Here is a 26515-nt window from a genome sequence, read left to right as displayed (position 1 = left end):
CGCCCGCCCGTTCTCGTTCCGCTGCGATCAGGCCGTGCAGAAGGACTTCCACGCCTGGACGCTCGGCTGGTCGAGCAGCCGGAAGTCGCCCTGGCTGACCGTCTGGTTGTAGTACGCCACGAACTCCGGCCGCTGGCCGTTGAGGAAGCTGGTCATCGACCGGATCCAGGCCGCCCGTCCGGTGCCCGCGTCACCGGGCACCAGGTCACTGCCGGTCTCGGCGACGCCCCACGGCTTACCGAGCGCCTTCGACTTGCTGATCATGGGGCCGTAGATCTCCTGCGGCGAGGCGTACCGCTTCCACTTCTTGCCCCAGTTGTAGCAGTCCCAGCCGAGCGCCTCGATCACGTCGCCGCCCGGGTAGAACGCGTCGAAGCTGCGCCCGGACTTCGGGTCGAGCGTCCAGCACATCAGGATCAGCGTGTTGATCAGCTTGGGGTTGCCGGTCCGGTCGGCCAGGCCGGCGATCCGCTTCCACGCCGTCCGGTACGCCGTCGTGCTGAACGCGCCGCGCTCGACGTCGTCCTCCGGCTCGTGGAAGTACGACCAGTAGACGTTGTGCTCGCGCGGGATCGAGGAGAACCAGGAGGTCAGGCGGGAGTCGAACTTGCCGGTGTTCACCTCCTGCGGCGACGCCTTGAACGACACCACGACGGTCCGGTCCACCACGTCGGCACGGCTGCCGGACCAGGCCGGCGGCAGGCCGGGGAAGAAGATCCGGGCCATCCGCAGCTTGCCGAAGGTCCGGTCGGACCGGGCCAGCGCCTGGCCGAACGTCTCCCCGCTCTGCACACCGATCGAGGCGCCGGGCAGCGTCAGTCGCGTACCGCTGAAGGCCGGCCCGGTGTCCGCGGAGGCCGACGGACGCGCCGAGGGCTTGCCGCCGAGACCCTGGTCGGCGGTCGGGGACGCGCCCGGGGTGGCGGGCGTGCCCGGGCCCATCGAGGTGGCCGGCCCGACCGAGCCGGGCGTCCCGCCGGCCTGCCGTTCCGCCGCGTCGGGTCGCAGCGTGGCCACCGCGACCCCGCTGCCGGCCACGGCCAGGACCAGTGCCGCCGCGAGGGCGACCCGCCAGCGACGACGGGAGCCTCCGGACGACGGCACGGGGGCCGGGGCGAGCGGCGGCGCCGGCGGCTGGCCCGGACCGCCGGTGGCCGGTCCGTGTGGAACGTCCACCGGGGGCGGTCCGCTCAGCGTGGCGGTCGCCGTGGTGCCCGCCCCCCAGCCCGCCTCACCCGCCGGACCGGCCTGAGTGGCCCAGGCGTCGTCGTGCGGCTCACCCGGGGGCCAGGCGTCACCGCCGTGGCCCGCCGGCCCGTGCTGCGGCGCCCAGCCGTTCGTCGTGCCGGCAGCGGCGTCCCAGCCGGCCGGGTCGTGCCCGGGCCCGTCGTGGTGACCGGCTTCGGGCCGGTCGCGCTCAGGCCAGGGCAGGTCACCGCCCGGCCGGGCCGGTGGTGGCGGCGGTGCGCTCTCGGCCTCCGGCCAGGGCAGCGACGGGCTGCCCACCTGGCGCGGAATGTCCTGACCCGGCCACAGGCCGGTCGGCTGCCCGAAGGCATTGTGCGGCTCTCGGTCGGCCGGCATGACCCTCCCTGGCTGTCGGCGGCCCGTGGTCGGGGCTCAGATCGCCACGCATACCTGCCCGACGATAACCCTCATCCACCTGGCCGTACGTACCGTGACACTCAGCCGAACGCCTCACCCTGGTCACCGGTGACGGTCGAAGCGGGCATCTCGACCCCGGTCCGGGCGATCGCGTCGAGCAGTTGGTCGGCCAGTTCGGGCCGGCAGACCAGCAGATCGGGCAGCCGCGGGTCGGCCCGGTTGTAGCGCAGCGGCGAACCGTCGATCCGGGACGCGTGCATGCCCGCACCCAGCGCCACGGCGACCGGGGCGGCACTGTCCCACTCGTACTGACCGCCCGCGTGGACGTACGCGTCGACCTCGCCGGTCACCACCGCGCAGACCTTCACACCGGCCGAGCCCATCGGCACGGCGGTGGCGCCGAGCATCTCGACCAGCTCGCCCACGAACGCCGGCGGGCGGCTGCGGCTCACCGCGATCCGGATCGGCCCGTCGGACGCCTTCGGCTGCGGGCAGGTGGTGCCGAGCACGAGCGGCGTACCGTCCACCGTGGTCCGGGCCGGCATGCCGACCGCGCCGGCGACCAGGGCGCCGTCCGGGGCGGCGGAGCGCTGCCAGAGCGCCACGTGCACCGCCCAGTCGTCCCGGCCCTCCTCGGAGAACTCGCGCGTGCCGTCCAGCGGGTCGATGATCCAGACCCGGTCCGCCTCGTGCCGGGGCGCGCGCTCGCCGTCCGCCCACGCGCGGCGCGAGTCGGCCTCCTCCTCGGAGAGCACCGCGTCGGCCGGCCGCAGCCGGGCCAGCGCCGCCGTCATCAGCTCGTGCGACGCGCGGTCGCCGGCGTCCTTGAGCGCCTTCGGGTCGGCGAAGCCCTGCCGGTCCCGCAGCGCGGTGAGCGCCTTGCCGGCCTCGGTCGCCAGCCACTGCGCGAACCTCTGGTCGTCGAGCCGTCCCGCCTCGTCCTCGGTCACGAGCCTCATCCCTTGTTCTCCCGGGTCTGCCGCGACCCGTCATCCTTCGGCGTCCGGTCGGACCGGCGCCAGCGTCCGTCGGATCGTAGACAGTCGCGAGGCGGTCTCGGATCCCCCGGACGCACCGGTGACCCGGCCGGCCGCCCGCATGTTGAACTTCGCGTGTATCGCGGTCGGACCCGCCGGGCCAGGCCCTAGGCTCTGCGCATGACCGCCGAGCAGCTGATCTCGTTCGCCCGTGGCGCGCCTTCGCTGGACATCGTCGATGTCGAAGGGCTCAAGGCCGCCGCCGTCCGCGCCTTCGACGCCGACCCCGCCGGGGTCACCGCGTACGGCACCTCCGTCGGCTACCCGCCCTTGCGGAAGTGGATCGCCGAGAAGCACGGTGTCGAGGCCGACCAGGTGCTGATCACCAACGGCTCGTTGCAGGCCGACGCGTTCCTCTTCGACCACCTGGTCCGCCGGGGCGACGCGGTGGTGGTCGAGCGCCCGACCTACGACCGCACGCTGCTCAACCTCAAGCAGATGGGCGGCGAGGTGCACGGCGTGACGATCCAGCCGGACGGCCTGGACACCGCCGAGCTGCGCAAGCTGCTGGAGTCCGGGGTGCGGCCGCGGCTGGCCCACGTGATCCCCAACTACCAGAACCCGGCGGGCGTGACGCTCTCCCTGGAGAAGCGCCGTGAGCTGCTGGACCTGGCCGCCGAGTACGAGTTCACGATCTTCGAGGACGACCCGTACGCGGACATCCGGTTCCGGGGCGAGCCGCTGCCCTCGATGCTGTCGATGGACAGCCGGGGCGTGGTGGTGCACGCCTCCAGCTTCACCAAGACGGTCTGCCCGGGCGTCCGGGTCGGCTACCTGGTCGGCCCGGCCGAGCTGATCGCGGCGATCGCCAAGCGGGCCACCAACCTCTACATCTCGCCCGGCATGGTGGCGCAGGCGATCGTGCACCAGTTCTGCGTCTCCGGCGCGATCGACGAGTCGATCCGGACGGTCCGTTCGGCGCTCGGCGAGCGGTCGGCGGTGCTGGCCGAGTCGCTGCGCCGGCACATCCCGGAGGCCCGGTTCGTGGAGCCGGACGGCGGCTACTTCCTCTGGGTGGAGCTGCCCGAGGACGTCGACGTCGATCGGCTCGCCCCGGCTGCCGCCGAGCGCGGCGTGGCGGTGGTGAAGGGCAGCGACTTCATGGTCGACGGCGGCCGGCACGCGCTGCGCCTGGCGTACTCGGCTGTCACCGCGGACCGGATCGACGAGGGTGTGCGGCGTCTCGCGGAGGCGATGGCCGCCGTACGCGGCTGATTTTCTGTCGGGTTTCTGACAAAAAGGCCCCGCTGGCCGGTTCGGCTCTCCCGCTGAACCGGCCGGCAGCCCCACAATGCTGCGAGTGCCGCTCACCTTTGGTAGGTGACCTGCCCGCACGCCGGACGACCGGCCGGGCCGGCGGCACGCCCAGCATCACTCCCGCCCCCAAGGGGTGCCGGGTGGGCCGTGTCGCCCCTCACCCCCCTGACGCGGCCCGGCCCGCCCGGCGCCGCCGCGTGACGCCCGTCGCAACCGCCCGTCCCCCGCACCCGCGCCCGCGCTGCGGTTCCCGCCGGTCGGCGTAACCTGCAAGCCGCAGCTTCAGGGGAAGGGGGGCGAGAGATGACGGACCGGGTGGCACGCGACCGAACCGCCGGCACCGACGGCAGCCGGGCCCTGCGCCCCCGCGCCTGGTCGGCCCCGGTACGCGCGATGTCCCGCATCCTCAACGCGGACGGCTCCCCGCGTACGCCCCAGCCGGCCGGCCCGGAACGCAGCGGCATCGTCGACTGCGGGCTGTACGTCGACGGCGAGCGCCGCCCCGGCCGACCCGGGTACGCCGAGGCCCTGGCCTCCGCCCGGCAGGAGCGGGACGGCTTCGTCTGGCTCGGCCTGCACGAGCCGGACCTGACCGAGATGACCGAGATCGCCGCCACCTTCGGACTGCACGAGCTGGCCGTGGAGGACGCGGTCAAGGCCCAGCAGCGCCCGAAGCTGGAACACTTCGGCGAGATCGTCTTCCTGGTGCTGCGTACCGCCCGCTACTGCGAGCACGCCGAGCTGACCGAGAACTCCGAGGTGGTGGAGACCGGCCAGGTGATGCTCTTCATCGGGCCGCACTTCGTGATCAGCGTGCGGCACGGCGACGCCTGCCGGCTGGCGCCGGTGCGCGCCGACCTGGAGGCGAAGCGGGACCTGCTGCGGCACGGCCCGTGGGCGGTCGCGTACGCGATCACCGACCGGGTGGTGGACCTCTACCTGGAGGTGGCCGACCGGCTGGAGGACGACCTCGACGTGCTGGAGGCGGACGTCTTCGACAGGCAGAGCAGCGGCCGGGTCCAGCGGATCTACCAGATGAAGCGGGAGCTGGTCGAGTTCAAGCGGGCGGTGGTGCCGTTGCAGCGCCCGCTGATCACGCTCACCTCGCAGGTCAACCGCGCGGTGCCGCAGGAGGTACGGCGCTACTTCCGCGACGTGCAGGACCACCTCAGCCGCACGGTCGAGCAGGTGAACTCCTACGACGACCTGCTCAACTCGATCCTCCAGGCCCGGCTGGCCCAGGTCACCGTCGACCAGAACAACGACATGCGCAAGATCGCCGCGTGGGCCGCGATCGGTGCGGTGTGGACGGCGATCGCCGGCATCTACGGCATGAACTTCGACAACATGCCCGAGCTGAAATGGACGTACGGCTATCCGGGCGTCTGGGCGCTGATGCTCGTGGCGTCCTTCACGCTCTACCGTCTGTTCCGCCGCAACGGCTGGCTGTAACCGCCGTGCCACGGCGGGCCGCCGCAGGCCGCGCCCCCCGGACACGCGGAAGCGCCGGCCACGCGGGGTCTCCCGCGGGCCGGCGCTGATCCGACGGTAGGAGGTCAGCGGCGACCGGCGGCCTTCGCGGCGTTCTTGCCGGCCTGGACGGCCTTGGAGATGTCGTCGGCCGGGCGGCCGGAGACGTCCCGGGCGCCCTCGGCGACGGAGGGGACCTGGTCGGTCGGGTGGATCACCGGCTGGCTGCCGGAGGTGGCGGTCGACGCGCTGCTGCCCTTGGCCACCGCCGAGGAGCCGGCGCCGGTCGGGCCGGCCTGCGTCACCTTCGCGCTCGCGTCCGGGGTCTCCACCACGATCGTGTCCACGTCCTCCCGCATCGGCTCCAGCTTGTCGCGACCGGTCGCGCCGAGCGTGCCCGTCGCGCCGAGCGTGCCGGTCGGGTCGTACTCGGCCCACTCCTGCTGCTCGCGGCGGCGGCGCATGGCCATCGCACCGGCCAGGCCGGCGACGGTGCCGGCCACCAGCAGGCCCGCGGTCATGCCCCGCGACCTGCGCTGCTTCTTCTTTCCGGCCTTCATGTTCTTCGCCTTCTTGGTCATCGCGGCCTGCTTCTTGGCCATCACCTTGCGGCCGTCCGACGCCTTGCCGGCGGCCTCGACCCGGGCGTTGCGCACGGCCAGCAGCACCGGCGCGAGCGCCGCGGCGGTCGACGCGAACCCGCTGGAGGCGCGGTCCCGGACCAGGACCGCGGTCGGCGCGACGGCGACCCGGGCTGCCTGGACCCGCGGGCCGACGGTGGCGCCGGCACCCTTCGCCGCGTGCGTGGCGGCCTGCCTCAGGTGACCGATGCCCTGGTTCAGCTCGACCTTGGCGAGCTGGCCCTGGGTCTTTCGCCGCCCGATTCCAAACACGGTCCCACCTCCTGGGAGTTGTTCCTTCGTCATCCTCCACCTTCGAATGCCTCCGCATGGCCAGATCGGGCACATGGGAGGATCCGCAAGGAACTGAACTACGAGTGAGGAGTACCCGTGGCCGAGGCTGTCTACGCCACCTTGCACACCAACGCCGGCCCGATCCGGCTGGAGCTCTTCCCGAACCACGCGCCGAAGACCGTCCGCAACTTCGTGGAGCTGGCCGAGGGCACCCGGGAGTACATCGACCCGCGTACCGGTCAGCCGGGCAGCGGGCCGTACTACGACGGCACCGTCTCGCACCGCGTGATCAGCGGTTTCATGATTCAGATGGGCGACCCGACCGGCACCGGCCGCGGTGGTCCGGGCTACAAGTTCGCCGACGAGTTCCACCCCGAGCTGCGCTTCGACCGGCCGTACCTGCTGGCGATGGCGAACGCCGGGCCGGGCACCAACGGCTCGCAGTTCTTCATCACGGTGTCGCCCACGCCACACCTGAACAACCGGCACACCATCTTCGGGCAGGTGGCCGACGAGCAGTCCGCGAAGGTGGTCGACTCGATCGCCAACACCCCGACCGGCCCGAGCGACCGGCCGCTGCAGGACGTGGTGATCGAGCGGGTCGAGATCGAGCACAAGCAGTCCTGACCGGCACGCGGGTACCTTTGCTCGCATGACTGAGCGCTCCGGCCAGCCAGGCGACGCCACCGGGGGTCCGGTGCCGACCACTCCGGTCTGCTACCGGCACCCCGGTCGGGAGACGTACATCCGGTGCAGTCGGTGCGACCGGCCGATCTGCACCGAGTGCATGCGGGACGCCTCCGTCGGCCACCAGTGCCCGGAGTGCGTCGCCGAGGGCCGCCGCAGCGTGCGGCCGGCGCGTACCGCCTTCGGTGGCGGTGCCGCCGGCCGCCAGGGCAACGTCACGAAGGCGCTGATCGCGCTGAACGTGGCGATGATGCTGCTGTCCATCCTCTCGGCCCGCAGCGGGACCGCGGTGGCCGGCGGTGGCCTGGGCGGCCTGATGGGCAACGGGACCCCGCTCACCGAGTGGGGGGCGGTGCTGGGCCTGGCGCGCTTCCCCGACGGGCACGTCGGCGGGGTGGCCGACGGCGAGTGGTACCGGCTGGTCACCGCCATGTTCCTGCACTACGGCGTGCTGCACCTGCTGCTGAACATGTGGGCGCTCTGGGTGCTCGGCCGGACGTTGGAGGCGGTGCTCGGGCCGCTGCGCTTCCTGGCGCTCTACCTGCTCGCCGGGCTCGGCGGCAACGTCGCCGCGTACGTCTTCACCGAGCCGAACCGGTTCACGGCCGGCGCCTCGACCGCCGTGTTCGGCCTGTTCGCCGCCGTCTTCGTGATCATGCGGCGGCTCGGCCGGGACACCTCGGCGATCGTGCCGATCCTGGTGATCAACCTGATCTTCACGTTCACCGTGCCGAGCATCTCGGTGGCCGGGCACCTCGGCGGTCTGGTGGCCGGCGCGCTGGTGGCGCTGGTCCTGGCGTACGCGCCCCGGTCGCGGCGCACCGTCTTCCAGGTGGCGGGCTGCGCGATCGTGCTGGTCGCACTGATCGGCCTGACGCTGGTCCGCACCGCCGCCCTGCTCGGCTGAGCCTCAGCGCGCGGGGCGGGCCTCGTCCAGCGCCGCGGCCACCTCGTCCAGCGGGGCGTCCAGGTCGCGGCGGCCGAACAGGTGCAGCGACTCCCCTGCGTCGATCTCCAGCGTCTCGGCGGTGATCCCGCGCCGGCTGCGCCGGTCCAGGCGGATCGCCTCCACCGCGTCCCACGGCAACCGGCGCCGCCCGGCGAACCCCCGCAGCACGGTGAGCCCGTCCGGGTCGACGGCGAGGCGGACCGGCGCGACCACGTCGCGCAGCGCCCAGGCGAGCAGACCGGCGGCGGCCAGCCCGGCGAGCGCCGGCCGGACCGGGTCACCGCCGGCGAACACCAGCCCCAGGGCGACGAGCGCGAGCGCGCCCACCGCCTTGAGTACCGGCACCTCGCGCGGCACCCGCCACTGCCTGATCGGCGGCGACTGTGGATCCATCCGCCCAGCATGCCAGCCGCACCTGCCGGACGCCGGGGGAGGACGACCGGTCGGATCAGCACGTAGGATCGGGGCAAGCGAGGTTACCGGGGAGTAGACATGAGTGACGCGGTCATCGTCGGCGCGGTACGGACCCCGGTCGGGCGGCGCAAGGGCAGCCTCGCCGGAGTGCACCCGGTCGACCTCTCGGCGCACGTGCTGCGCGCGCTCGCCGAGCGCACCGGCATCGACCCGGGCCAGGTCGACGACGTCGTGTGGGGCTGTGTGTCGCAGGTCGGCGAGCAGTCCTGGAACGTGGCCCGCAACGCGGTGCTCGCCGCCGGCTGGCCGGAGTCGGTCCCCGGCACCACGCTCGACCGTCAGTGCGGGTCCAGCCAGCAGGCGCTGCACTTCGCCGCCGCGACGGTCCTCTCCGGCCAGGCCGACCTGGTCGTGGCTGGTGGCGTCGAGTCGATGACCCGGGTGCCGATGGGTTCCAGCGTCGCCGGCGGCATGCCGTTCAGCGCGGCGATCCTGGAGCGCTACCGCGGCGTCGAGGGCGTCGCGGAGGACTCCCCGTTGCCGTTCAACCAGGGCGTCGGGGCCGAGCTGATCGCGCAGCGGTGGCGCTTCTCGCGTACCCAGCTCGACGAGTTCGCGCTCGCCAGCCACGAGAAGGCCGCCGCCGCGCAGGACGCGGGCGCGTTCGAGGCCGAACTCGCCCCGGTGGCGCTCGCCGACGGCGGCAAGTTCTCCGCCGACGAGGGCATCCGCCGCGACACCTCGCTGGCCAAGCTGGGCGAGCTGCCCACCCCGTTCCGCGCCGACGGCGTGGTCACCGCCGGGTCCGCGTCGCAGATCTCCGACGGCGCCGCCGCGCTCGCGGTCACCACCGCCGAGTGGGCCAGCCGGCACGGCCTGCGCCCGCTGGCCCGGGTGCACACCGCAGTGGTCGCCGCCGACGACCCGGTCACCATGCTCACCGCCCCGATCCCGGCCACCGCGAAGGCGCTGCGCCGCGCGGGGCTGGGCATCGAGGAGATCGGGGTGTACGAGGTGAACGAGGCGTTCGCCCCGGTGCCGCTGGCCTGGCTGGCCGAGACCGAGGCGGACCCGGAGCGGCTCAACCCGCGGGGCGGGGCGATCGCGCTCGGCCACCCGCTCGGCGGGTCCGGCGCGCGGATCATGACCACGATGCTCCAGCACATGCGGGACAACGGCATCCGCTACGGCCTGCAGACCATGTGCGAGGGCGGCGGCATGGCCAACGCCACGATCGTCGAACTGCTCTGATCCGAACGGCCGCCGGTGTCGCACCGCGGGTGCGACTTGCACGTGTGGAAGTTCCAGAAATCGGGCGTGACCCATATCACCCCTGGTCATCGGCTCGTTGGACCGGGCATGGACGTGTTCTCGCGAACGTTCCTTCCGGCCGCCGCCGAGACCGGCCTGGCGACCCAGACCGTCACCCGGCACATGCCGGTGTTCCGCCGGTGCGTCGGCTCCGGCGACGCGACCATCCTGGTCACCCGGTGCAGCCGCCCGGACGACCCGGTGGGCGGCGACTACCTGATGCTCCTCACCCACCGACGGCTGGTGGTCACCCGGCAGACCCGGGTGCTGCACCGGCTGCGCCTGCACCTCAACACCGAACTGCGCGAGCTGAGCAACGTGACGTGGAGCCCCGACGCCCGCGCGCACAGCGTGGAGCTGGCGGCCACCGCGATCGACGGGGTGCGCGAGCGCTTCGTCCTGCGTACCCACCACCCGAAGCAGGTGTGGCAGCTCGACGCCCTGCTCGACCACGCCTTCCGCACCCGCCTGCGTACGCCGGCCGAGCGGGTGGTGGCGACCATCGGTGAGTCGCCGGCGGGCGCCCGCCCGACGGTGCTGCGGCCCGCCCGGCCCGCTGACGTCCCCCTTACCTGATCCGAACATTCCCTGACCGGCCGGGTGGTCGCCGGTCGGTCATCATGAGCCGGTGACCACCGCCGCCCCGCCCGGGCTCGTCCTCGTGGTGGAGGACGAGCCGGCCATCGCCGACCTGGTCCGGCTCTACCTGACCCGGGACGGGTTCGGCGTACACCTGGAACGTGACGGCGAGGCCGGGCTCGCCGCCGCACGACGCCTGCGCCCGGTGGCCTGCGTGCTCGACATCGCGTTGCCCGGCCTGGCCGGCACCGAGATCTGCCGTCGGCTGCGCGCGGCCGGCGACTGGACGCCGGTCATCTTCCTCACCGCCCGTGACGACGAGGTGGACCGCGTCGTCGGCCTGGAACTGGGCGCCGACGACTACGTCACCAAGCCGTTCAGTCCGCGCGAACTGCTCGCCCGGCTGCGGGCGGTGCTGCGCCGCACCGCGGGCGTGCCCGCCGAGCAGCCCCGCACGCTCGGCGCCGTCACACTCGACCCGGCCCGCCGCACGGTGACCGCCGCCGGTACGCCGGTGCAGCTCACCTCCACCGAGTTCGACCTGCTGGCTCACCTGATGGCACGGCCCGGCCGGGTGTTCACCAGGGAGGAACTGCTGGCGGGCGTGTGGGGGTACGCGGCGCACGCCGGCACCCGGACCGTCGACGTGCACGTGGCGCAGGTGCGGGCCAAGCTCGGCCCGGACAGCGTGATCCGCACGCATCGGGGCGTCGGGTACGCCGCCGATGCCTGAGCCGCCCACAGTGCCGATGCCGCTCACAGTGCCGATGCCGCCCACCGTGCCGATGCCGTCCACAGTGCCGATGCCGCCCACCGTGCCGATGCCGTCCACAGTGCCGACGCCGCCCACCGGGCCGGTCCGGCCCGGCCGGCGCCCCGGGCGGACGCTCACCGCCCGCGCCGTGCTCGCCACCTGCGCGGTGGCGCTGGTGTCGGTGCTCGTCACCGCGCTCGTCGCGGTGCCCCTGGCGGTACGCGGCGCGGAACGCCGGGACCAGGAGGCGCTCGCCGCCCAGGCCCGGCTCGCCGCCGACGTGCTCCGGGTACGGCCGGCACGCCAGCGCGACGGCGCCGGGGACCGGCTCATCCGGCAACTGCGCCAGCAGCAGATCGACGTGTACGTGATCCGGGACGGCCGGGCCGACCGGCCGGGCCTGCCCCGGCCGCTCGTGACGCGGGTCGCCGGCGGCGAGAACGTCTCCGGCCGGCGGCTTGTCGACGGGGAACGCCGGCTGGTCGAGGCGCGGGCGCTGCCCGGCGGGGACGGTGTGGTGCTGACCCGGGCCCGCAACGCCGCGCCCTGGCGGCAGGTGCTTCGCGGACTCTGGCTGCCGCTGCTCGCCGGGCTCGCCGCCGGGGCGGCCGCCGGACTGCTGCTCGCCCGCCGGCTGGCCCGGCCGATCCGTACCGCAGCCACCGCCGCCGCGCGGCTGCGTGCCGGGGACCGGGCGGTCCGCGTACCGGTCGAGCCGCCCGACGAGGTGGCCGACCTGGCGTACGCGCTGAACGGCCTGGCCGCCGCGCTCGCCACGAGCGAGGGGCGGCAGCGCGAGTTCCTGCTCTCCGTCTCGCACGAGTTGCGGACCCCGCTCACCGCCATCCGCGGCTACGCCGAGGCGCTGGCCGACGGGGTGATCGAGGCCGACGCGGTGCCGGCGACCGGCCGGACCGTGCTGGCCGAGGCCGAACACCTGGACCGGCTGGTCCGCGACCTGCTGGCGCTGGCCCGGCTGGAGGCGGTCGATTTCCCCCTGGAACCGGTGCCGGTCGACCTGGCCGGGCTCGCCGCCGACGCGGAGCGCGCCTGGTCCGGCCGGTACGCGGCGCTCGGGGTGCCGTTCCGGCTGGAGACGCCGGGGGTTCCGGTGCCGGCGTACACCGATCCGGGCCGGATCCGGCAGGTGGTGGACGGGCTGCTGGAGAACGCGTTGCGGGTCGTACCGCCGGGGGCGCCGGTGGTGCTCGCGGTCCGCGCCGACGTTCCGGCGGGCGGCGGGGTGCTGGAGGTCCGCGACGGCGGGCCCGGCTTCACCGACGACGACCTGCGGGTGGCGTTCGAGCGCGGCGCGCTGCACGAGCGGTACCGCGGGGTGCGCAAGGTGGGCAGCGGGCTCGGCCTGGCGCTCGCCGCCGGGCTGGTCCGCCGGCTCGGCGGGGACATCGCCGCCGGGCACGCCCCGGAGGGCGGGGCCGCGTTCACCGTCCGGGTGCCGCCGGATCCTTACGCGGCTCGAACATCGGCTTGACCGTCTCCTCGCATCGGTGCGGAACGCTCGGGTCGTCACCGCGAGAGAGGACCACTGATGGCACGTCAGCGAATCGTCACCGGCGCCACCGCACTGCTCGCCGCGGCCGCGCTCGGGCTCGCCGGGTGCGGCGCGGCCCGGCCCGGCCCGGCACCGGACGACGCGGTCGAGGTGAGCGCGGCCCTGGGTACGGAGGGTCAGGCGCTCGCCGCGCTCGGCGTCGACGCCGGGGAACTGGACGTGGATCCGCTGGCCGCGCCGGCGCCCTCCGGCAGCCCGAAGGCCGGGCCGGGCGGCGAGGGCGAGCGGGCGAAGCAGGGACACCAGCGGCACCGGGCCCGGGTGCTGCTGCGGCGCAACACGCTGCACGGCGAGGCGGTGGTGCGGACCAGGGACGGAGGCACGAAGACCGTCACGGTCCAGCGCGGCGAGGTGACGGCGATCGACGACAGGTCGATGACTGTCAAGTCCACCGACGGCTTCACGGTGACGTGGACGTTCGGCGAGAAGCTGCGGGTGGTCGAGCGCCGGACCACGATCCGATCGAGCGACATCAAGATCGGTACGACGGTCGGGGTGGCCGGTGCCAAGGAGGGCGACCGGAGCGTGGCCCGGCTCGTGGTCGTACCACTTCGCCAGGAATAGGGTGCCCGGGCTGTCGTGACCTGAGCAATGTGCCAGGCTACGCTATGCCCCGACCTGCCATCGCCTCCGTGGAGATTCCGTGAAGCTCTCGATCCTCATGCCGGTCTACAACGAGGAAGAACGTATCGCGGATGCCCTCAAGCAGGCATTGGCGGTCGACTACCCCTGCGAGATCGAGCTCGTCGTCGTGGACGACGGCAGCCGGGACGGCACCGGCGAGGTCCTCGGCCGCGTGGACGACGCCCGCCTGCGGGTGATCACCCACCAGCGCAACGCCGGCAAGGGCGCGGCCATCAAGACCGCCGTCGACAGCGCCGAGGGTGAGTACATGGTCATCCTCGACGCCGACCTGGAGTACGACCCGCAGGACATTCCGCGCCTGCTGGAGCCGGTGCTCGACGGCCGGGCCACAGTCGTCTACGGCAATCGGACCTTCGGCAGCCACAGCTCGTACAGCTTCTGGTACGTGATGGGCAACAAGGGCGTCACGCTCGCCGCGAACGTGCTCTACAACTCCTACATCGGCGACCTGGAGACCTGCTTCAAGCTGATGCCGCTGGAGCTGTACCGCTCGCTGCAGGTCCGCTCCCGCGGCTTCGGCATGGAGGCGGAGGTCACCGGCAAGCTGCTGCGCCGCCGCATCCGCCCGTACGAGGTGCCGATCAGCTACCGCGCCCGGGGCCGCGAGGAGGGCAAGAAGATCACCTGGAAGGACGGCGTCGAGGCGATCTGGATCCTGGCCCGCGAGCGCGCCCGCCGCCGCCCGGCCGGTCCCGCCGCCGCGCACTGAGCCCGCACCGGCGGAACCCCGCGAGCCCGGCACGAGCCGAGGTCGCGGGGTTCCGCCGTGTCCGGGCCGCTCAGGTGAGGAACGCGTCGACCGAGCGGCGCAGCCCGGCCGCGTCCAGGCCGTGCCAGCGTTCGTGGTCCTCGGCGCTGCCGTAGCGGCGCAGATCCTTACGGCCCACCCCGAGCGCGAGCAGCCGGTGCGGCCGGTCGGCGAGCGCCTCCGACACCACCCGCGTCGAGGTGCCCGCCAGGTACGGCTCGACCAGGATCACCTCGGTCCCGGCGAGCGCCCGCAGCCCGGCCGTGTCGAACGGTCGCGGCCGGTGGGTGTACGCCACCGTGACCGGCCGGTCGGCCGTTGCCTCGACCGCCGCGTCGAGCACCGGACCGACGGCCACCAGCAGGGGCGCGCCCGGCCCGGCGTCCCGGACCACGTGCAGGTCACCCGCCTGCGGGTACGCCTGCGCGTTGGCCTGGACGGACAGCCGCAGGTACGCCGAGTCCTGCCCGCACACCACGTCGCGCAGCAGCGGCCGGACCTCGTCCGGGTGCCCCGGCACGTGCACGGTCCAGCCGTCGAGCGTGTCCAGCAACGCCACGTCCGCCGGCCCGAGGTGGGTGCGTCCCGCCGCCGCCCGGTCGTACGAGCCGCCGATGCCGACGAGCACCGCGCCGACGTCCTGGTGGTCGAGGTCCAGCTTGATCTGCTCGTACGCCCGCTCGACCAGGAACGGGGCGTAGCTGTGCACGATCGGCCGCTGCCCGGTCAGCGCCAGCCCACCCGCGACCCCGATCATCAGCTGCTCGCGGATGCCGACGTTCACGACCCGGTCCGGGTAGCGGGCGGCGGCCGGCTCGAACGCGGCGGCGGAGATGTCGGCGAGCACTACTGTCGTCCGCGGATCGGCGAGCACCTCCTCGGTGCTGGTGACGAACGCGTCCCGCATGGTGCTGCTCATTGTCACTCCCCGTCCGTGACGACCGCGACGACGACGTGCGGCCGGTGATCGTCGTGCCCGGTGAGGGCGGTGTGCAGGGCGTCGTGGTCGCGCCCGTCCACTGTTGCGGCGCTCCACCCGTTCACCGTGAACCGGCTCGCCGCGCCGCCCGGCCAGCCGTACGTGGCCGAGCGGTTGTCCAGCACGATCGCGGTGAGGTTGCCCAGTCCGGTCGCGCCCGCGTACGCGATCGCCTCGTGGTTGGAGCCCTCGTCCAGTTCGGCGTCGCCGAGCAGCACGTACACCCGGGGTCCGGTGCGGCCCTGGGCCCGCAGCCCGAGCGCGGTGCCCACGCCCAGCCCGAGCCCGTGGCCGAGCGAACCGGAACCGATCTCGACGCCCGGCACAAGCGTGCGGTCCGGGTGGTCGCCGAGCCGGCTCGCCGGGCCACCCTGGTCGTCCAGCCACTCGGCCGGCAGGAAGCCGCGTGCGGCGAGCAGCGCGTAGTACCCGGCGACCGCGTGGCCCTTGGAGAGCAGGAAGCGGTCCCGGTCCGGGTCGTCCAGGGTGGCCGGGGTGATCCGGAGCACCCGGTCGTAGAGCACCTGGAGCACGTCGAGCGTCGAGTACACGTTGGCGCCGAACTCGCGGCCGGCGCGCACCCGGTCCAGGAGCGCGCCCAGGTCGGTGGCGGTGGTCGTCGTCATACCGATAGCCTCGGACTTGAAGCGAACTTCAACTCAAGGCCGTGTGATGCACGAAGCAACACTGACCATCGGGCAGCTCGCCGACCGCAGTGGCGTCGCGCCCTCGGCACTGCGCTACTACGAGCGGCTCGGCCTGATCCACGCCGCCCGCACCGGCGGGAACCAGCGCCGCTACGCCCGCACCGAGCTGCGCCGGGTCGCGTTCATCCGGATCTCCCAGCAGGTCGGCGTCTCGCTGGAGGAGATCCGGGCGGCGCTCGACTCGCTGCCGTCGGGGCGTACCCCCACGCCCGACGACTGGGCCGCGCTGTCCCGCGCCTGGCGGGACCGCCTGGACGAGCGGATCCGGCTGCTCGGCAAGCTCCGCGACGACCTGGACGGCTGCATCGGCTGCGGCTGCCTGTCGCTGCAGCGCTGCACGCTCTACAACCCCGGCGACTCGCTCGCCGCCGAGGGCCCCGGCCCGCGCCTCATGCTGCCGCGCCCCGGCCAGGGCTGACCCTCACCGGACCAGCAGCACCTTGCCCAGGTGGTCGTTCGTCTCCACCAGGCGGTGCGCGGCGGCGGCGTCGGCCATGTCCACCCGGGCGTGCACCACCGGCCGGATCCGGCCCGCCTCCACCAGGGGCCACACCTGCTCGCGTACGCCCCGGACGATCGCCGCCTTGTCGTCCACCGGGCGGGACCGCAGCGCCGTCGCGTGTACCGCGGCCCGCTTCGCCAGCAGCATCCCCAGGTCGAGCTCGCCCTTGCGGCCGCCCTGCATGCCGATCACCACGAGCCGCCCGCCGGTAGCCAGCGCCGCCACGTTCCGGGGCAGGTAGGACGCGCCCATGATGTCCAGGATCACGTCCGCGCCCCGGCCGTCGGTGACCCGGCGTACCTCGTCGACGAAGTCCTGCTCGCGGTAGTCGATCGTGTGCGCGGCGCCCAGCTCACGCAGCCGGTCGTGCTTCGCCAAGCGGGCGGTCACCACCACTGTCGCGCCGAGCGCCACGCCGAGCTGGATCGCGAACGTGCCGATCCCGCTGCCGCCGCCGTGCACCAGCAGCGTCTCCCCCTCGGCCAGCCGGGCCAGGTCCACGACGTTCGACCAGACCGTGCAGGCCACCTCCGGCAGCGCCGCCGCGTCGACCAGGTCCACCCCGGCCGGCACCGGCAGCAACTGCCCGGCCGGCACTGCGACCTGCTCGGCGTAGCCGCCGCCGGCGAGCAGCGCGCAGACCTCCTGGCCCACCGACCAGCCGGTCACGCCGGGACCGAGCGCCCGCACCGTCCCCGAACACTCCAGACCGGGGTACGCGGACGCGCCCGGCGGTGGCGGATAGTGCCCCTGCCGCTGCAACAGGTCGGCCCGGTTAACCGCGCTCGCCCGCACCTCCACGATCACCTCGCCGGGACCGGGCTCCGGGTCCGGCACGTGAGTCCAGACGAGCGCCTCGGGTCCGCCGGGTTCCGTGATCGTGATCGCGCGCATGACTCAGTCTTACCCGATCCGCCCGTCGCCGCGCAGGTGCACCGCCCGGGACGGCTGCCGCGCCGGCCCTACGGCCACTGTGGACCTGCCGGCGGCCATGATTCCGCTGATCAGCGCCACCGCTGGGCTCTCCTACGCGCACGCATTCTCGCAGCGAGGGTGGGACGGCGGCTTGCCCGGTACGGCGTTCGTGGCAGACTGGTCCCCGGTCGCGCACCCCTTGGGGGCGTGCCGGGAGGGTTCGCCTAGTGGCCGATGGCGCTGGTCTTGAAAACCGGTAAGGCAGCGATGTCTTCGTGGGTTCGAATCCCACACCCTCCGCCCACTCCCACCTCGCCGTCGGTCGGCCGCGCGTGCGGACGCATCGGCGTGTCGCCCCGGAAGTAACCATCGCCTCTGCGGCTTATGCCTCTGGGTCATGAATATGACCGAGAGGCATAAGCGTCTCGGGTGCATTCTTCTCCGGCGACCGGCGACCGGCGACCGGCGACCGGCGACCGGCGACCGGCGACCGGCGACCGGCGACCGGCGACCGGCGGCCCGGGCGGTCGTAGGCTGCGGGGTGCGGCGACGGCGGGAGGGCCTGGTGGCGGAGACGACGACGGTGGCCGGGGTGACGGCCGAGCTGGCCGCGCTCGACGACCCGAAGATCCGTGCGGTGAACGAGCGCCACGGTGACGACCACGGGGTCAACCTGGGCAAGCTGCGGGCGATCGCGAAGCGGCTGAAGACGCAGCAGGAGCTGGCCCGTGAGCTGTGGGCGACCGGTGACAGCGCGGCCCGGCTGCTGGCGCTGCTGATCTGCCGGCCGAAGGCGTACGGGCGGGACGAGCTGGACGCCATGCTGCGCGAGGCGCGGACGCCGAAGGTGCACGACTGGCTCGTGAACTACGTGGTGAAGAAGAGTCCGCACGCCGAGCCGCTGCGCCTGGCCTGGTCGGCCGATCCCGATCCGGTGGTCGCGAGCGCCGGCTGGGCGCTGACCGTCGAGCGGGTGGCGCGGAACCCGGACGGGCTGGACCTGGCCGGCCTGCTCGACGTGATCGAGGCGGAGATGGCGGGCGCGCCGGAGCGCCTCCAGTGGGCGATGAACCACTGCCTGGCGCAGATCGGGATCGAGCACGCCGCGTACCGGGAGCGCGCGATCGAGATCGGCGAGCGGCTCGGGGTCCTCAAGGACTATCCGACGCCGCCCGGGTGCACGTCGCCTTACGCGCCGGTCTGGATCAACGAGATGGTGCGCCGACAGCACGGTGGCGCGGACAACGGGGTATGAAGGGGCGCAGGACATTCGCGTACCCGGAAGGACCGTTTCGATGACCCTGGAACGACCGATCGCCCCGGACCCGTACGAGCTGCTGCCGACGGTGCCGTCGTTCGACCTCACCAGCGACGACGTGCACAACGGCGAGCCGATGGACGCGCGGTACGCGCACGGCAGCACCGGCGGCGAGAACGTCTCACCGCAGCTGTCCTGGTCGGGCTTCCCGGCCGAGACCAAGAGCTTCGTGGTCACCTGCTTCGACCCGGACGCCCCGACCGGCAGCGGCTTCTGGCACTGGGTGCTGGTTAATCTGCCCGCGTCCGTCACCGAGCTGCCCACCGGCGTGCGTGAGGCCGACCTCGGCGGCGCGTTCAGCGTCCGCAACGACTACGGCGACACCGGTTACGGCGGCGCCGCGCCGCCCGCCGGGGACCGTCCGCACCGGTACGTGTTCGCGGTGCACGCGGTGGACGTGGACCGCCTCGACATCCCGGCTGGGGCCAGCCCGGCCTTCGTCGGCTTCAACCTGGCGTTCCACACCCTGGCCCGGGCGGTCATCCGCCCCACGTACCAGATCAAGGAGTGACCGGCGGCCGGGGGCCGTCGCGGCCCCCGGCCTCAGGCCGGTACGCGGGCGACGGCGAAGACGGACTGGCCGAACGGCGGCCGGACGCGCTGCTCGGCGGCCTTGGTGACCGGTAGGACGAGCGTGTCGTACACCTTGACCATCGGGCCCTCCTTCGGCATCAGCCGGAAGACCTTGGTGGCCATGAAGTAGCCGATCAGGCCGAGCGCGTTGGCGTAGTGGATCCGCTCGACGGTGAGGCCCGCCTCCGTCATCGCCGCGGCGAGCGTCTTCTTCGTGTAGCGGCGGACGTGGCCGGTGGCGATGTCGGCGGGGCTCATGGCGAACTGGAACGCCGGCACGATGATGACCACGGCGCCGCCGGGGCGGACCAGATCCCGCATGCTGCGCAGCGCGCCCACGTGGTCGTCGATGTGCTCCAGCACGTTGTAGGACACGGCCGCGCTGTAGTCGCCGCGCTCGTGGTGCGGGAGCAGCATCTGCCGGACCTCGACGCCGGGATGGTCGGACAGCCGCTCCTTGAGCTGGATCAGCCGGTCCGGGTCGGCTTCGGTGGCGGTGATCCGGGGTGCGTACGCCGCCCAGGCGGAGGCGTAGTCGCCGAGGCCACTGCCGATCTCGATCGGGTTGTCACCGAGGTAGGGCACCGCCAGTTCGACGAACCACTGCCGGTGGTTGACAGCCGTCGCCAGGCCTTCGAGCACCTCGGACTGGACGCGCTGATCCCCAGTGATTTCTGCCATGCGTCGATTCCTCACGATATGACTGACCCGCGCCTGGACCGTCAGAGTCAACCATCTGGATGGCTGAGGGGGAAATCGGGGGACGGAGGGGGGCCGAATTGTGATCCGGAGGGGTGCCTGTTCGGCGTTCGGCGAACTCGGCACATAGTACGTGATTCCCCGGAACATTGCACGTGCCCGTCATACCCTGACTACGCTCTGAAATGTCATGACTACTCCGGAAAGCGGCGCGAGCACGCCGAAATCGGGGCAGGGCAGGCGGCTAGACGCGCTCGCCGTGCTCAGCTTCGTGCTGCTCGCGTTCTGGGTGACCGCTCGACTGTGGGTCGATCCGCGCAATGGCATCCGGGACAATCGGACAGATCAGGCGCAATTCGAATGGATGGTGGCGCATGGTGCTCGCGTCGTCACTGATTTCGCCTATCCGTTCACCTCGGACCGGATGAATGTGCCGGATGTCGTCAATCTCATGGCTAATACGTCCGTATTATCCGTTTCATTGCCGCTGACCCCGATAACGCTCTGGGCAGGTCCGCGCTGGTCCTTTCTGATTTTCCTCACTCTCGGGCTCGCCGCCACTGGCGTGTCCTGGTATTTCCTGCTCTCCCGAGTTGTCGTGAAGTCTCGCGGTCCGGCGTGGCTGGGTGCCGCCTTCTGCGCGTTCGCGCCGGCGATGGTCTCGCACGCCAACTCGCACCCCAACATCGTCAGCCAGTTCGTGGTGCCGCTGATCATCTGGCGGACGCTGCGCCTGGCCGAACCCGGCCGGTGGCTGCGCAACGGCGTCCTGCTCGGCCTGGTGATCGTCTGGCAGGCGTTCCTCAACCTGGAGATCCTGCTGATGACCGCGATCGGGCTCGGCGTGGTGGTGCTCGCGCTCGCCCTCGGCCGCCCCGCGCTGCGCTCGGCGGCCCGCCCGTTCGCCGCCGGGCTCGCTGTGGCCGCGGTGGTCGCCGGGGCGCTGCTCGCGTACCCGCTCTGGGTCCAGTTCTTCGGCCCCGGCGCGTACAGCGGGCTCTCCACGCTGATCCGCGGCTACTCCACCGACCTCGCCGCGTACGTGGCCTGGTCCCGGGAGTCGGTGGCGGGCGATGCCCGGGGCAGCGAACCGCTGGTCAAGAACGCCACCGAGGAGAACGCGTTCTTCGGCTGGCCGCTGGTGGTCCTGGTGGTCGCGCTGGTCTGGTGGATGCGCCGCAACGCCGTGGTACTCGGGCTGGCTGCGGTCGGGCTCGTGTTCGTGCTCTTCTCGCTCGGCCGGGAGATCCGCTACGACGGAGCGGACACCGGCATCCCCGGCCCGTGGGCGGCGCTGGAGAACCTGCCGGTCCTGCACTCCGTGGTGCCCACCCGCTGGTCGCTCGCGCTCACCCCGATCATCGGCGTGCTGCTCGCGCTCGGCGCCGAGCGGGTCCGGGAGTTGGCCGTACGACACCCGGACGCGCGCGGCCAGATCCGGTTCGCCACCGTCACCGTGCTCGCCATGGCGCTGGTGCCGATCCTGCCCACCCCGCTGCCCGCGAAGCGCCTCGACCCGACCCCGGCGTTCGTCACCTCCGGCGCCTGGCGCCCCTACGTCGCCGACGGGCGGAGCATCGTCACGCTGCCGCTGCCCGACACCACGTACGCGGTCCCGCTGCGCTGGTCCGCCGAGACCCGGCTGGACATGCCGCTGGCCCGCGGCTACTTCCTGTATCCGGACACCCGCCCCGGCGGGGACCGGATCGCTCTTTTCACCGCGCCGCCGCGCCCCACCAGCACGTTCTTCGAGACGGTACGGCGCACCGACGCGGTTCCGCCGATCACGCCGCAGGACCGGGTGGCCGCCGTGGACGACCTGCGCTACTGGCGGGCCGGCGCGGTGATCCTCGACCCCCGGCTGCCGCAGGCCGAGGCGCTGCGCCGGGCGATGACGGAGCTGAGCGGGATCACGCCGAGGCGTACCGGCGGTGTGTGGTTGTGGGACGTCCGGCCGCTTGTCGGTTGAGCGGTCAGGCCTGGCGGACGCAGCAGCCCTGGCACACCTTGGGCCGGGGCAGCGTGAACGCCAGGCAGCAGGTGCGCCGCTGCACGGTCGGCTCGCCGGCCGGGCCGGGCACCAGCTCGACCAGGTCGCTCAGGTCGAGCGCGCCGAGCAGCGTGCCGACGGCTGCCGTGGCCGAGCCGGGCAGCGCGTCCGACGCGCGCAGGACGCCGTGCGCGATGCCGGAGGCCACCGAGCCGAGCAGCGTACGGGTGCCGATCCGGACCTCGCCCTGGATGGCGTCGATCAGCGGCGCGAAGTGGGCGTCGAGCAGGGACGCGCGCAGCGCGCCGAGCAGCGCCGCCTCGTCCGGGACCACCAGTACGCCCGGTGCGCCGGCGAGCGCCAGCGGGTCGCTCGGCAGCACCGCCACCGGGGTGGAGGCGCGCAGCCCCAGCGTGAGGAGCTGGTGGTGGTCCTCGAAGTGCACGAGCACGTCGGCCGGGTCGAGCAGCGGCACCCGGCGGGCGGACGCCCAGCCGAGCACCGCTGGGAGCGCGGTCCAGTAGCTGTAGGACTTCCAGGCCAGCGCGGCACAGGCGTGCGGGGTGCCGCCCCAGCGGCGCCCGGCGCGGGTCAGGAACTCGGACAGCAGCGTGCCGTCGATCAGGCGGGTGGCGGGGGACCAGCGGTCCAGTTCGTCGTGCACCAGCAGGCCGGGCGCGAGCCCGGGCAGGTCGTCGGTGCCGAACATGGCGCGCAGGGTCGCTGTCACCGGGGCGAGCGGGGTGGCGGCGTCGCGCCCCGGCATCACCGCAGTCACCTGGCCGTCCCCTGTCCTGTCGCCCTGCGGTCGGCGCGTGCCGTCGACCCAAGCTAAGGCTAGCCTAACCACCCTCCCGGCGGGAGGGGAAGAGGTGCCGCGGTATCGCGGGGAGGCCCGCGTCACTCCACGGCCGTCGCGTACTACCCGGCCTCGGAGACGGAAAACGCCGCCGGAGAGCCGGCGGCAGACGGCACAAGGATCGATGCACGCCGCTGAAAAGTCAAGGTGAGTGTCGAATACGAGGCAGTTTCCGTACACGTTCGGCCACTCAACGTGAAAATGGTCTTCCCGCGTACGAGGAAGCTGATGACGACCTCACCGATCGAGCGTGCCGCGGACTCGTTCGCGGCCGAACTCGCCCGGCACCGGACCGGCCGAGGGCTGTCCAAGAAGCAACTGGCCACGATGATGGGCTTCGACCCGTCCTACGTCAGCCACGTCGAAGGGCGCCGGCACCGGCCCACCGAGGACTTCGCCCGCCGGGCCGAGGCCGTCCTGGAGGCCAGCGGCGCGATCTGGCAGCGCTTCCGGGAGTACGACGAGCTGCGGCACGGCCGCACCGGCGTGGCCCACCGCGACCCGCCCGTCCCCGGCCAGTGGCTGCCGCCGGGGACCGGGCTCGTGGTGGAACGGGAGGTCGCGACGCTCACCCACACCGGTGACGGCTACCACTGCGCGATCCGGCGGGAGCTGTACAACGCCGGCACCGAACCGGTCACCCGCTACCTGGTCCGGGTCGCCGTCGACCGCTACCCCAACGACCCGGGCCGATCCAACCGGCACCACCGGGAACACCCGCTCACCTTCGCCGAGCTGCAACTCAACGCCTACCGGGACGACGGCAACGGGCGCGAGCCGATGCACTGGCGGGCCAAGCACGACCGGGACGCCTTCAAGGAGATCTGGCTGCTGTTCGAGAACGACGAGGGACGCTTCCCGCTCTACCCCGGTGACCGGGTCACCATCGAGTACGCGTACCGCGTCGGCCGGGACAAGTGGGGCCCCTGGTTCCAGCGGGCCGTACGCCTGCCCACCCGGCACCTGGCGGTGCGGCTCGACCTGCCCGCGGACCTCGACCCCAAGGTGTGGGGCGCGGAGACCTCGCTGTCGGCGGAGGAGGGGCCGCTGCGTACCCCGATCCAGCGGTCGGTGGACGGCGGCCGGGTGGTCTTCGACTGGGGGACCGACGACCCGCCGCTGAACGCCCGCTACCGGATGCAGTGGCGGTTCCGCAGCCCCGAGCCGGACGCCGAACCGGACAGCGCGCCCACCGGCGGCGCCCGGGTGCGGGCCAGCGACCGGATGCGCGCAGTGGGCATCGTGCAGCGCGGCGACGACCTGCTGCGGCAGCGGGCCCGCCAGTTCGACCTGCCGGCCGACGAACAGCACGCCCGGGAGGTGATCGACCGGCTCGCCGGGATGCTGGTCCGGCTGGACGAGCTGCACCCGTTCAGCAAGGGCGTCGGCCTCGCCGCGCCCCAGCTCGGCATCGGCTGGTCCGCGGCGCTCGTGCGCCCGGCCGACCGGGCCGCCGACCCGGTGGTGCTGCTCAACCCCCGGGTGGTGGACGCCGCGACCGAGACCGACGAGCAGTACGAGGGGTGCCTGTCCTTCTTCGACCACCGTGGCCTGGTGCCCCGGCCGCTGCGGATCGACGTGGAACACGCCCTGTGGGACGGCAGCCGGGTGATCACGTCCTACGAGTACGCGATGGCGCGGCTGGTCGCGCACGAGATCGACCACCTGGAGGGGCGGCTCTACGTCGACCGGATGGCACCCGGCGTGCCGCTGGTGCCGGTGGAGGAGTACCGCGAGACCGGAACCCCCTGGCGTTACTGAGAAACGGGGGGCCGGGGGGGGGGGGCGCGCCGGGGGGGGGGGGGCGCCCCCCCCCCCGGCTCGGGGGGAGCAAGGTTCAGAGGTTGCCGAACGTGTCGTACCGGATGTGGTCCGGCGGGACGTCGTCGGCGGCGAGCGCCCGCAGGGTGGCCCGGACCATCGCGGCCGAGCCGGAGACGTAGCAGTCGTGCGTGGTCCACGGGCCGTACCGGGTGACCACCTCGGAGACGTCACCGAGTTCGCCGCCGAAGTCCGGGTCCTCACTGCACGCCGGCGTCACCGACAACCACGGGTGGGAAGCCACCAGGTCCTCCAGGCCGGGCAGCGCGTACAGCTCGTCCGGGCGGCGCGCGCCGTAGAAGACGTGCACCCAGCGGGTCCGGTTGACCCGGGTCAGCTCCTCCACCAGCGCCTTGATCGGGGCCAGGCCGACCCCGCCGGCCACGCAGAGGACGTCCCGGGTGGACTCCGGATCAAGCGTCATCGAGCCCATCGGCGCGGCCACCCGCAGCAGGTCACCCGGCTTGGTGCGGCGCACCAGCGCGCCGGACACCCAACCGGCCGCACCCGGTGGCGTCCGCACGTGGAACTCCAGCACGTTCTCCTCGTTCGGCGCGTTCGCCACCGAGTACGTCCGCCACACCCGCGGGTGGTAGCGCGGCACCTCCACGCTCACGTACTGCCCGGCCCGCCAGGGCAGCGGATCCTGGAGCGCGCGCACGGTCAGCACCGCCGTGTCGGGGCCGTGCCGCTCGTGTGTCAGCACCTCGGCGTGCCAGAACGGCGGGTTCTCGTCCGCCTCCGCGCCGGCCAGCATCCGCGCGCTGATGCCCGCGTACGCCTCCCGCCACGCCTGGTCGTACTCCAGGTTCCAGCCGTCCCCGGCGGTGCTGCGCAGCGCGTCGAGCAGCGCGACGCCCATCGTCGCGTAGTGCTCGGCCGACACGTGGTACTTGCGGTGGTCCCGGCCCAGCGCGCGAAGGTACTCGTCGAAGCTCTCCGGGTCGCCCACCGTCTGGGTGGCCGTGACGATGGCCTCCAGGATGCGGTCCCCCTGGCCGTTCATCTGCACCGGGAAGAGCTTGCGCAGCTCCGGGTCGAGGAGGAACAGCCGGGCGTAGAAGTGACCGCTGAGCCGCTCCCGGTCCTCCTCGACCAGGGTCCAGCTCTCCTTCAGCAGCCGCGCGAAGTTCTCCACAGGGGCACGCTCCTTCTCCGTACGGGCGGATCGGCCCGCATAGAATGTCCACGGAGCGTGTACGTCGGTCGCACAGACTGTGCGACCGTCCGGCCCGGTCGCCGAAGTGCTTTCATGGTCCGGTGACGGTTGACGAGCTGGCCCGTCCGGTCTCCCGCCGGATGCTGGGCACCGAGACGCTGCTCGTGCTCGGTCTGTCCCTCGGCCAGTCGGCCGTGTACGCCCTGGTGTCCCTGATCGCGAAGCTGACCGCGACCGGCGGACTGTCCAAGCAGACCGCCGCGCTGAACACCTCCGCGTCGGCCCGGCCGTACCTCGACCTCACGTACCAGCTGCTCGGCATCGTCTTCGCGCTGCTGCCGGTGCTGCTCGCCGTACACCTGCTGGCGCGCGACCCCGGCGACCCGGCACGGACGCTCGGTGTCGACTTCCGCCGGCCCGGCTCGGACCTGGCCCGGGGCGCGGGCCTGACCGCGCTCATCGGCCTGCCCGGACTGGCGCTGTTCTGGGCGGCGGCGCAGCTCGGGCTCAACGCCACGCTGGTCCCGGCCGCGCTGCCGGACCTCTGGTGGACGGTGCCGGTGCTGATCCTCGCCGCCGTGCAGAACGCCGTGCTGGAGGAGGTGATCGTGGTCGGCTACCTGATCACCCGGCTGCGCCAGCTCAACTGGCGGATCGGCGCGGTGCTCGCCACGAGCGCGCTGCTGCGCGGCTCGTACCACCTCTACCAGGGCTTCGGCGCGTTCGTCGGCAACGCCGTGATGGGCGTGATCTTCGGGCTGTTCTACCTGCGCACCCGCCGGGTCGCCCCGCTGATCGTCGCGCACACGCTGCTCGACATCTTCGCGTTCGTCGGCTACGCGATGCTGCCGAAGTCCTGGTTCGACTGGCTCTGACCGCGCCGGCCCGGCACGCGTTCCGTCCGCCGCCAGGTCGGGGAAGTGGCGGCATCGGGCCCCGCCTGACCGCGCCAGCTCGCCGAACTGGTGCCGATCACGCCCGATACCGGGCGACCGCCCGCGCGGCGAGTCGCTCGGCCGTCGCCGTGCCGCCGGTCGCGGCCGCCAGCGC

At 73.1% G+C, this 26515-nt stretch carries 26 protein-coding genes and 1 tRNA gene; 17 read left to right on the top strand and 10 right to left on the bottom strand.

Going from position 1 to position 26515, the window contains the following annotated elements; all coding sequences use genetic code 11:
- Window positions 1–27 precede the first annotated feature (27 nt).
- Window positions 28–1584 carry a glycoside hydrolase family 26 protein gene (locus tag AC2CHG_RS01620; RefSeq protein ID WP_484524020.1) on the bottom strand — a complete coding sequence of 519 codons (1557 nt, stop codon included), beginning with the start codon at window positions 1582–1584 and terminating at the stop codon, window positions 28–30.
- 101 nt (window positions 1585–1685) lie between these two features.
- Window positions 1686–2564 (bottom strand): 3'(2'),5'-bisphosphate nucleotidase CysQ, encoded by an 879-nt coding sequence (locus AC2CHG_RS01615; protein ID WP_262012999.1) that lies wholly within the window; start codon window positions 2562–2564, stop codon window positions 1686–1688.
- Between the two features lie 198 nt (window positions 2565–2762).
- Here AC2CHG_RS01615 and AC2CHG_RS01610 point away from each other — a divergent pair, with 198 nt between their 5' ends.
- The gene (locus AC2CHG_RS01610) at window positions 2763–3857 is read left to right on the top strand and encodes an aminotransferase-like domain-containing protein (RefSeq protein ID WP_262013000.1); all 1095 of its coding nucleotides are present in this window, start codon (window positions 2763–2765) and stop codon (window positions 3855–3857) included.
- Between the two features lie 345 nt (window positions 3858–4202).
- The gene (corA, locus tag AC2CHG_RS01605; protein ID WP_484524019.1) at window positions 4203–5351 is read left to right on the top strand and encodes a magnesium/cobalt transporter CorA; all 1149 of its coding nucleotides are present in this window, start codon (window positions 4203–4205) and stop codon (window positions 5349–5351) included.
- Between the two features lie 104 nt (window positions 5352–5455).
- Here the strand turns inward: corA and AC2CHG_RS01600 are convergent, their stop codons facing one another.
- Window positions 5456–6295, bottom strand: a complete 840-nt coding sequence (locus AC2CHG_RS01600) for a hypothetical protein (RefSeq protein ID WP_262013002.1) — start codon at window positions 6293–6295, stop codon at window positions 5456–5458.
- Window positions 6296–6379: 84 nt separating this feature from the next.
- Here AC2CHG_RS01600 and AC2CHG_RS01595 point away from each other — a divergent pair, with 84 nt between their 5' ends.
- Window positions 6380–6910: a peptidylprolyl isomerase gene (locus tag AC2CHG_RS01595; protein ID WP_194800379.1), complete on the top strand. Its 531-nt coding sequence runs from the start codon at window positions 6380–6382 to the stop codon at window positions 6908–6910.
- 25 nt (window positions 6911–6935) lie between these two features.
- Window positions 6936–7877 (top strand): rhomboid family intramembrane serine protease, encoded by a 942-nt coding sequence (locus tag AC2CHG_RS01590; RefSeq protein ID WP_199733151.1) that lies wholly within the window; start codon window positions 6936–6938, stop codon window positions 7875–7877.
- 3 nt (window positions 7878–7880) lie between these two features.
- On the opposite strand, the gene AC2CHG_RS01585 is transcribed toward AC2CHG_RS01590, so the two are convergent.
- Window positions 7881–8312 carry a PH domain-containing protein gene (locus AC2CHG_RS01585; protein WP_186461602.1) on the bottom strand — a complete coding sequence of 144 codons (432 nt, stop codon included), beginning with the start codon at window positions 8310–8312 and terminating at the stop codon, window positions 7881–7883.
- Between the two features lie 99 nt (window positions 8313–8411).
- On the opposite strand from AC2CHG_RS01585, the gene AC2CHG_RS01580 reads away from it, so the two are divergent.
- The 6 genes from AC2CHG_RS01580 (at window position 8412) to AC2CHG_RS01555 (ending at window position 13904) form a co-directional block, all read left to right on the top strand.
- The gene (locus tag AC2CHG_RS01580) at window positions 8412–9584 is read left to right on the top strand and encodes a thiolase family protein (protein ID WP_262013003.1); all 1173 of its coding nucleotides are present in this window, start codon (window positions 8412–8414) and stop codon (window positions 9582–9584) included.
- A 108-nt stretch (window positions 9585–9692) separates the two neighbouring features.
- Window positions 9693–10220, top strand: coding sequence for a hypothetical protein (locus AC2CHG_RS01575; RefSeq protein WP_484524018.1), 528 nt, complete (start codon window positions 9693–9695; stop codon window positions 10218–10220).
- 52 nt (window positions 10221–10272) lie between these two features.
- The gene (locus AC2CHG_RS01570) at window positions 10273–10956 is read left to right on the top strand and encodes a response regulator transcription factor (protein WP_194800383.1); all 684 of its coding nucleotides are present in this window, start codon (window positions 10273–10275) and stop codon (window positions 10954–10956) included.
- A gap of 88 nt (window positions 10957–11044) precedes the next feature.
- The gene (locus AC2CHG_RS01565; RefSeq protein ID WP_484524038.1) at window positions 11045–12469 is read left to right on the top strand and encodes a sensor histidine kinase; all 1425 of its coding nucleotides are present in this window, start codon (window positions 11045–11047) and stop codon (window positions 12467–12469) included.
- Between the two features lie 57 nt (window positions 12470–12526).
- A complete protein-coding gene (locus tag AC2CHG_RS01560; protein WP_262013005.1) occupies window positions 12527–13114 on the top strand; it encodes a hypothetical protein in 588 nt (195 codons plus the stop codon).
- 79 nt (window positions 13115–13193) lie between these two features.
- The gene (locus AC2CHG_RS01555; protein ID WP_135242490.1) at window positions 13194–13904 is read left to right on the top strand and encodes a glycosyltransferase family 2 protein; all 711 of its coding nucleotides are present in this window, start codon (window positions 13194–13196) and stop codon (window positions 13902–13904) included.
- A 70-nt stretch (window positions 13905–13974) separates the two neighbouring features.
- Here AC2CHG_RS01555 and AC2CHG_RS01550 read toward each other — a convergent pair whose 3' ends face one another.
- Both AC2CHG_RS01550 and AC2CHG_RS01545 read right to left on the bottom strand, forming a co-directional pair.
- Window positions 13975–14850 carry a transketolase family protein gene (locus tag AC2CHG_RS01550; RefSeq protein ID WP_262013032.1) on the bottom strand — a complete coding sequence of 292 codons (876 nt, stop codon included), beginning with the start codon at window positions 14848–14850 and terminating at the stop codon, window positions 13975–13977.
- Window positions 14851–14864: 14 nt separating this feature from the next.
- On the bottom strand, window positions 14865–15548 hold the full coding sequence (locus tag AC2CHG_RS01545) for a transketolase (RefSeq protein ID WP_262013006.1): 684 nt from the start codon (window positions 15546–15548) through the stop codon (window positions 14865–14867).
- A 46-nt stretch (window positions 15549–15594) separates the two neighbouring features.
- On the opposite strand from AC2CHG_RS01545, the gene soxR reads away from it, so the two are divergent.
- Window positions 15595–16047 (top strand): redox-sensitive transcriptional activator SoxR, encoded by a 453-nt coding sequence (gene soxR / locus AC2CHG_RS01540; protein WP_269703510.1) that lies wholly within the window; start codon window positions 15595–15597, stop codon window positions 16045–16047.
- Between the two features lie 3 nt (window positions 16048–16050).
- Here soxR and AC2CHG_RS01535 read toward each other — a convergent pair whose 3' ends face one another.
- Window positions 16051–17025, bottom strand: coding sequence for an NAD(P)H-quinone oxidoreductase (locus tag AC2CHG_RS01535; protein WP_484524017.1), 975 nt, complete (start codon window positions 17023–17025; stop codon window positions 16051–16053).
- Window positions 17026–17259: 234 nt separating this feature from the next.
- Here AC2CHG_RS01535 and AC2CHG_RS01530 point away from each other — a divergent pair.
- The 3 genes from AC2CHG_RS01530 (at window position 17260) to AC2CHG_RS01520 (ending at window position 18875) form a co-directional block, all read left to right on the top strand.
- Window positions 17260–17346, top strand: a tRNA-Ser gene (locus tag AC2CHG_RS01530).
- A gap of 265 nt (window positions 17347–17611) precedes the next feature.
- A complete protein-coding gene (locus AC2CHG_RS01525; RefSeq protein WP_484524016.1) occupies window positions 17612–18301 on the top strand; it encodes a DNA alkylation repair protein in 690 nt (229 codons plus the stop codon).
- A gap of 40 nt (window positions 18302–18341) precedes the next feature.
- Window positions 18342–18875: a YbhB/YbcL family Raf kinase inhibitor-like protein gene (locus AC2CHG_RS01520; RefSeq protein WP_366622566.1), complete on the top strand. Its 534-nt coding sequence runs from the start codon at window positions 18342–18344 to the stop codon at window positions 18873–18875.
- A 32-nt stretch (window positions 18876–18907) separates the two neighbouring features.
- Here AC2CHG_RS01520 and AC2CHG_RS01515 read toward each other — a convergent pair whose 3' ends face one another.
- On the bottom strand, window positions 18908–19618 hold the full coding sequence (locus tag AC2CHG_RS01515; RefSeq protein ID WP_194800391.1) for a class I SAM-dependent methyltransferase: 711 nt from the start codon (window positions 19616–19618) through the stop codon (window positions 18908–18910).
- A gap of 208 nt (window positions 19619–19826) precedes the next feature.
- Here AC2CHG_RS01515 and AC2CHG_RS01510 point away from each other — a divergent pair, with 208 nt between their 5' ends.
- Window positions 19827–21605, top strand: coding sequence for a DUF6311 domain-containing protein (locus AC2CHG_RS01510; RefSeq protein WP_484524015.1), 1779 nt, complete (start codon window positions 19827–19829; stop codon window positions 21603–21605).
- 4 nt (window positions 21606–21609) lie between these two features.
- On the opposite strand, the gene AC2CHG_RS01505 is transcribed toward AC2CHG_RS01510, so the two are convergent.
- Window positions 21610–22392, bottom strand: coding sequence for a hypothetical protein (locus AC2CHG_RS01505; protein WP_484524037.1), 783 nt, complete (start codon window positions 22390–22392; stop codon window positions 21610–21612).
- Window positions 22393–22713: 321 nt separating this feature from the next.
- Here AC2CHG_RS01505 and AC2CHG_RS01500 point away from each other — a divergent pair, with 321 nt between their 5' ends.
- Window positions 22714–24246 carry a peptide deformylase gene (locus AC2CHG_RS01500; protein ID WP_484524014.1) on the top strand — a complete coding sequence of 511 codons (1533 nt, stop codon included), beginning with the start codon at window positions 22714–22716 and terminating at the stop codon, window positions 24244–24246.
- 76 nt (window positions 24247–24322) lie between these two features.
- Here AC2CHG_RS01500 and AC2CHG_RS01495 read toward each other — a convergent pair whose 3' ends face one another.
- On the bottom strand, window positions 24323–25444 hold the full coding sequence (locus AC2CHG_RS01495) for a globin domain-containing protein (protein WP_357211372.1): 1122 nt from the start codon (window positions 25442–25444) through the stop codon (window positions 24323–24325).
- Between the two features lie 122 nt (window positions 25445–25566).
- Between AC2CHG_RS01495 and AC2CHG_RS01490 the strand changes: the two genes are divergently transcribed.
- Window positions 25567–26340 (top strand): CPBP family intramembrane glutamic endopeptidase, encoded by a 774-nt coding sequence (locus tag AC2CHG_RS01490; protein WP_030499361.1) that lies wholly within the window; start codon window positions 25567–25569, stop codon window positions 26338–26340.
- Window positions 26341–26515: the final 175 nt, after the last annotated feature.

The sequence above is a fragment of the Micromonospora sp. ATLC20 genome (assembly GCF_057196585.1).
The sequence above is the reverse complement of the archived record's forward strand: the minus strand, read 5'-3'. Positions and strand labels throughout refer to the sequence as shown.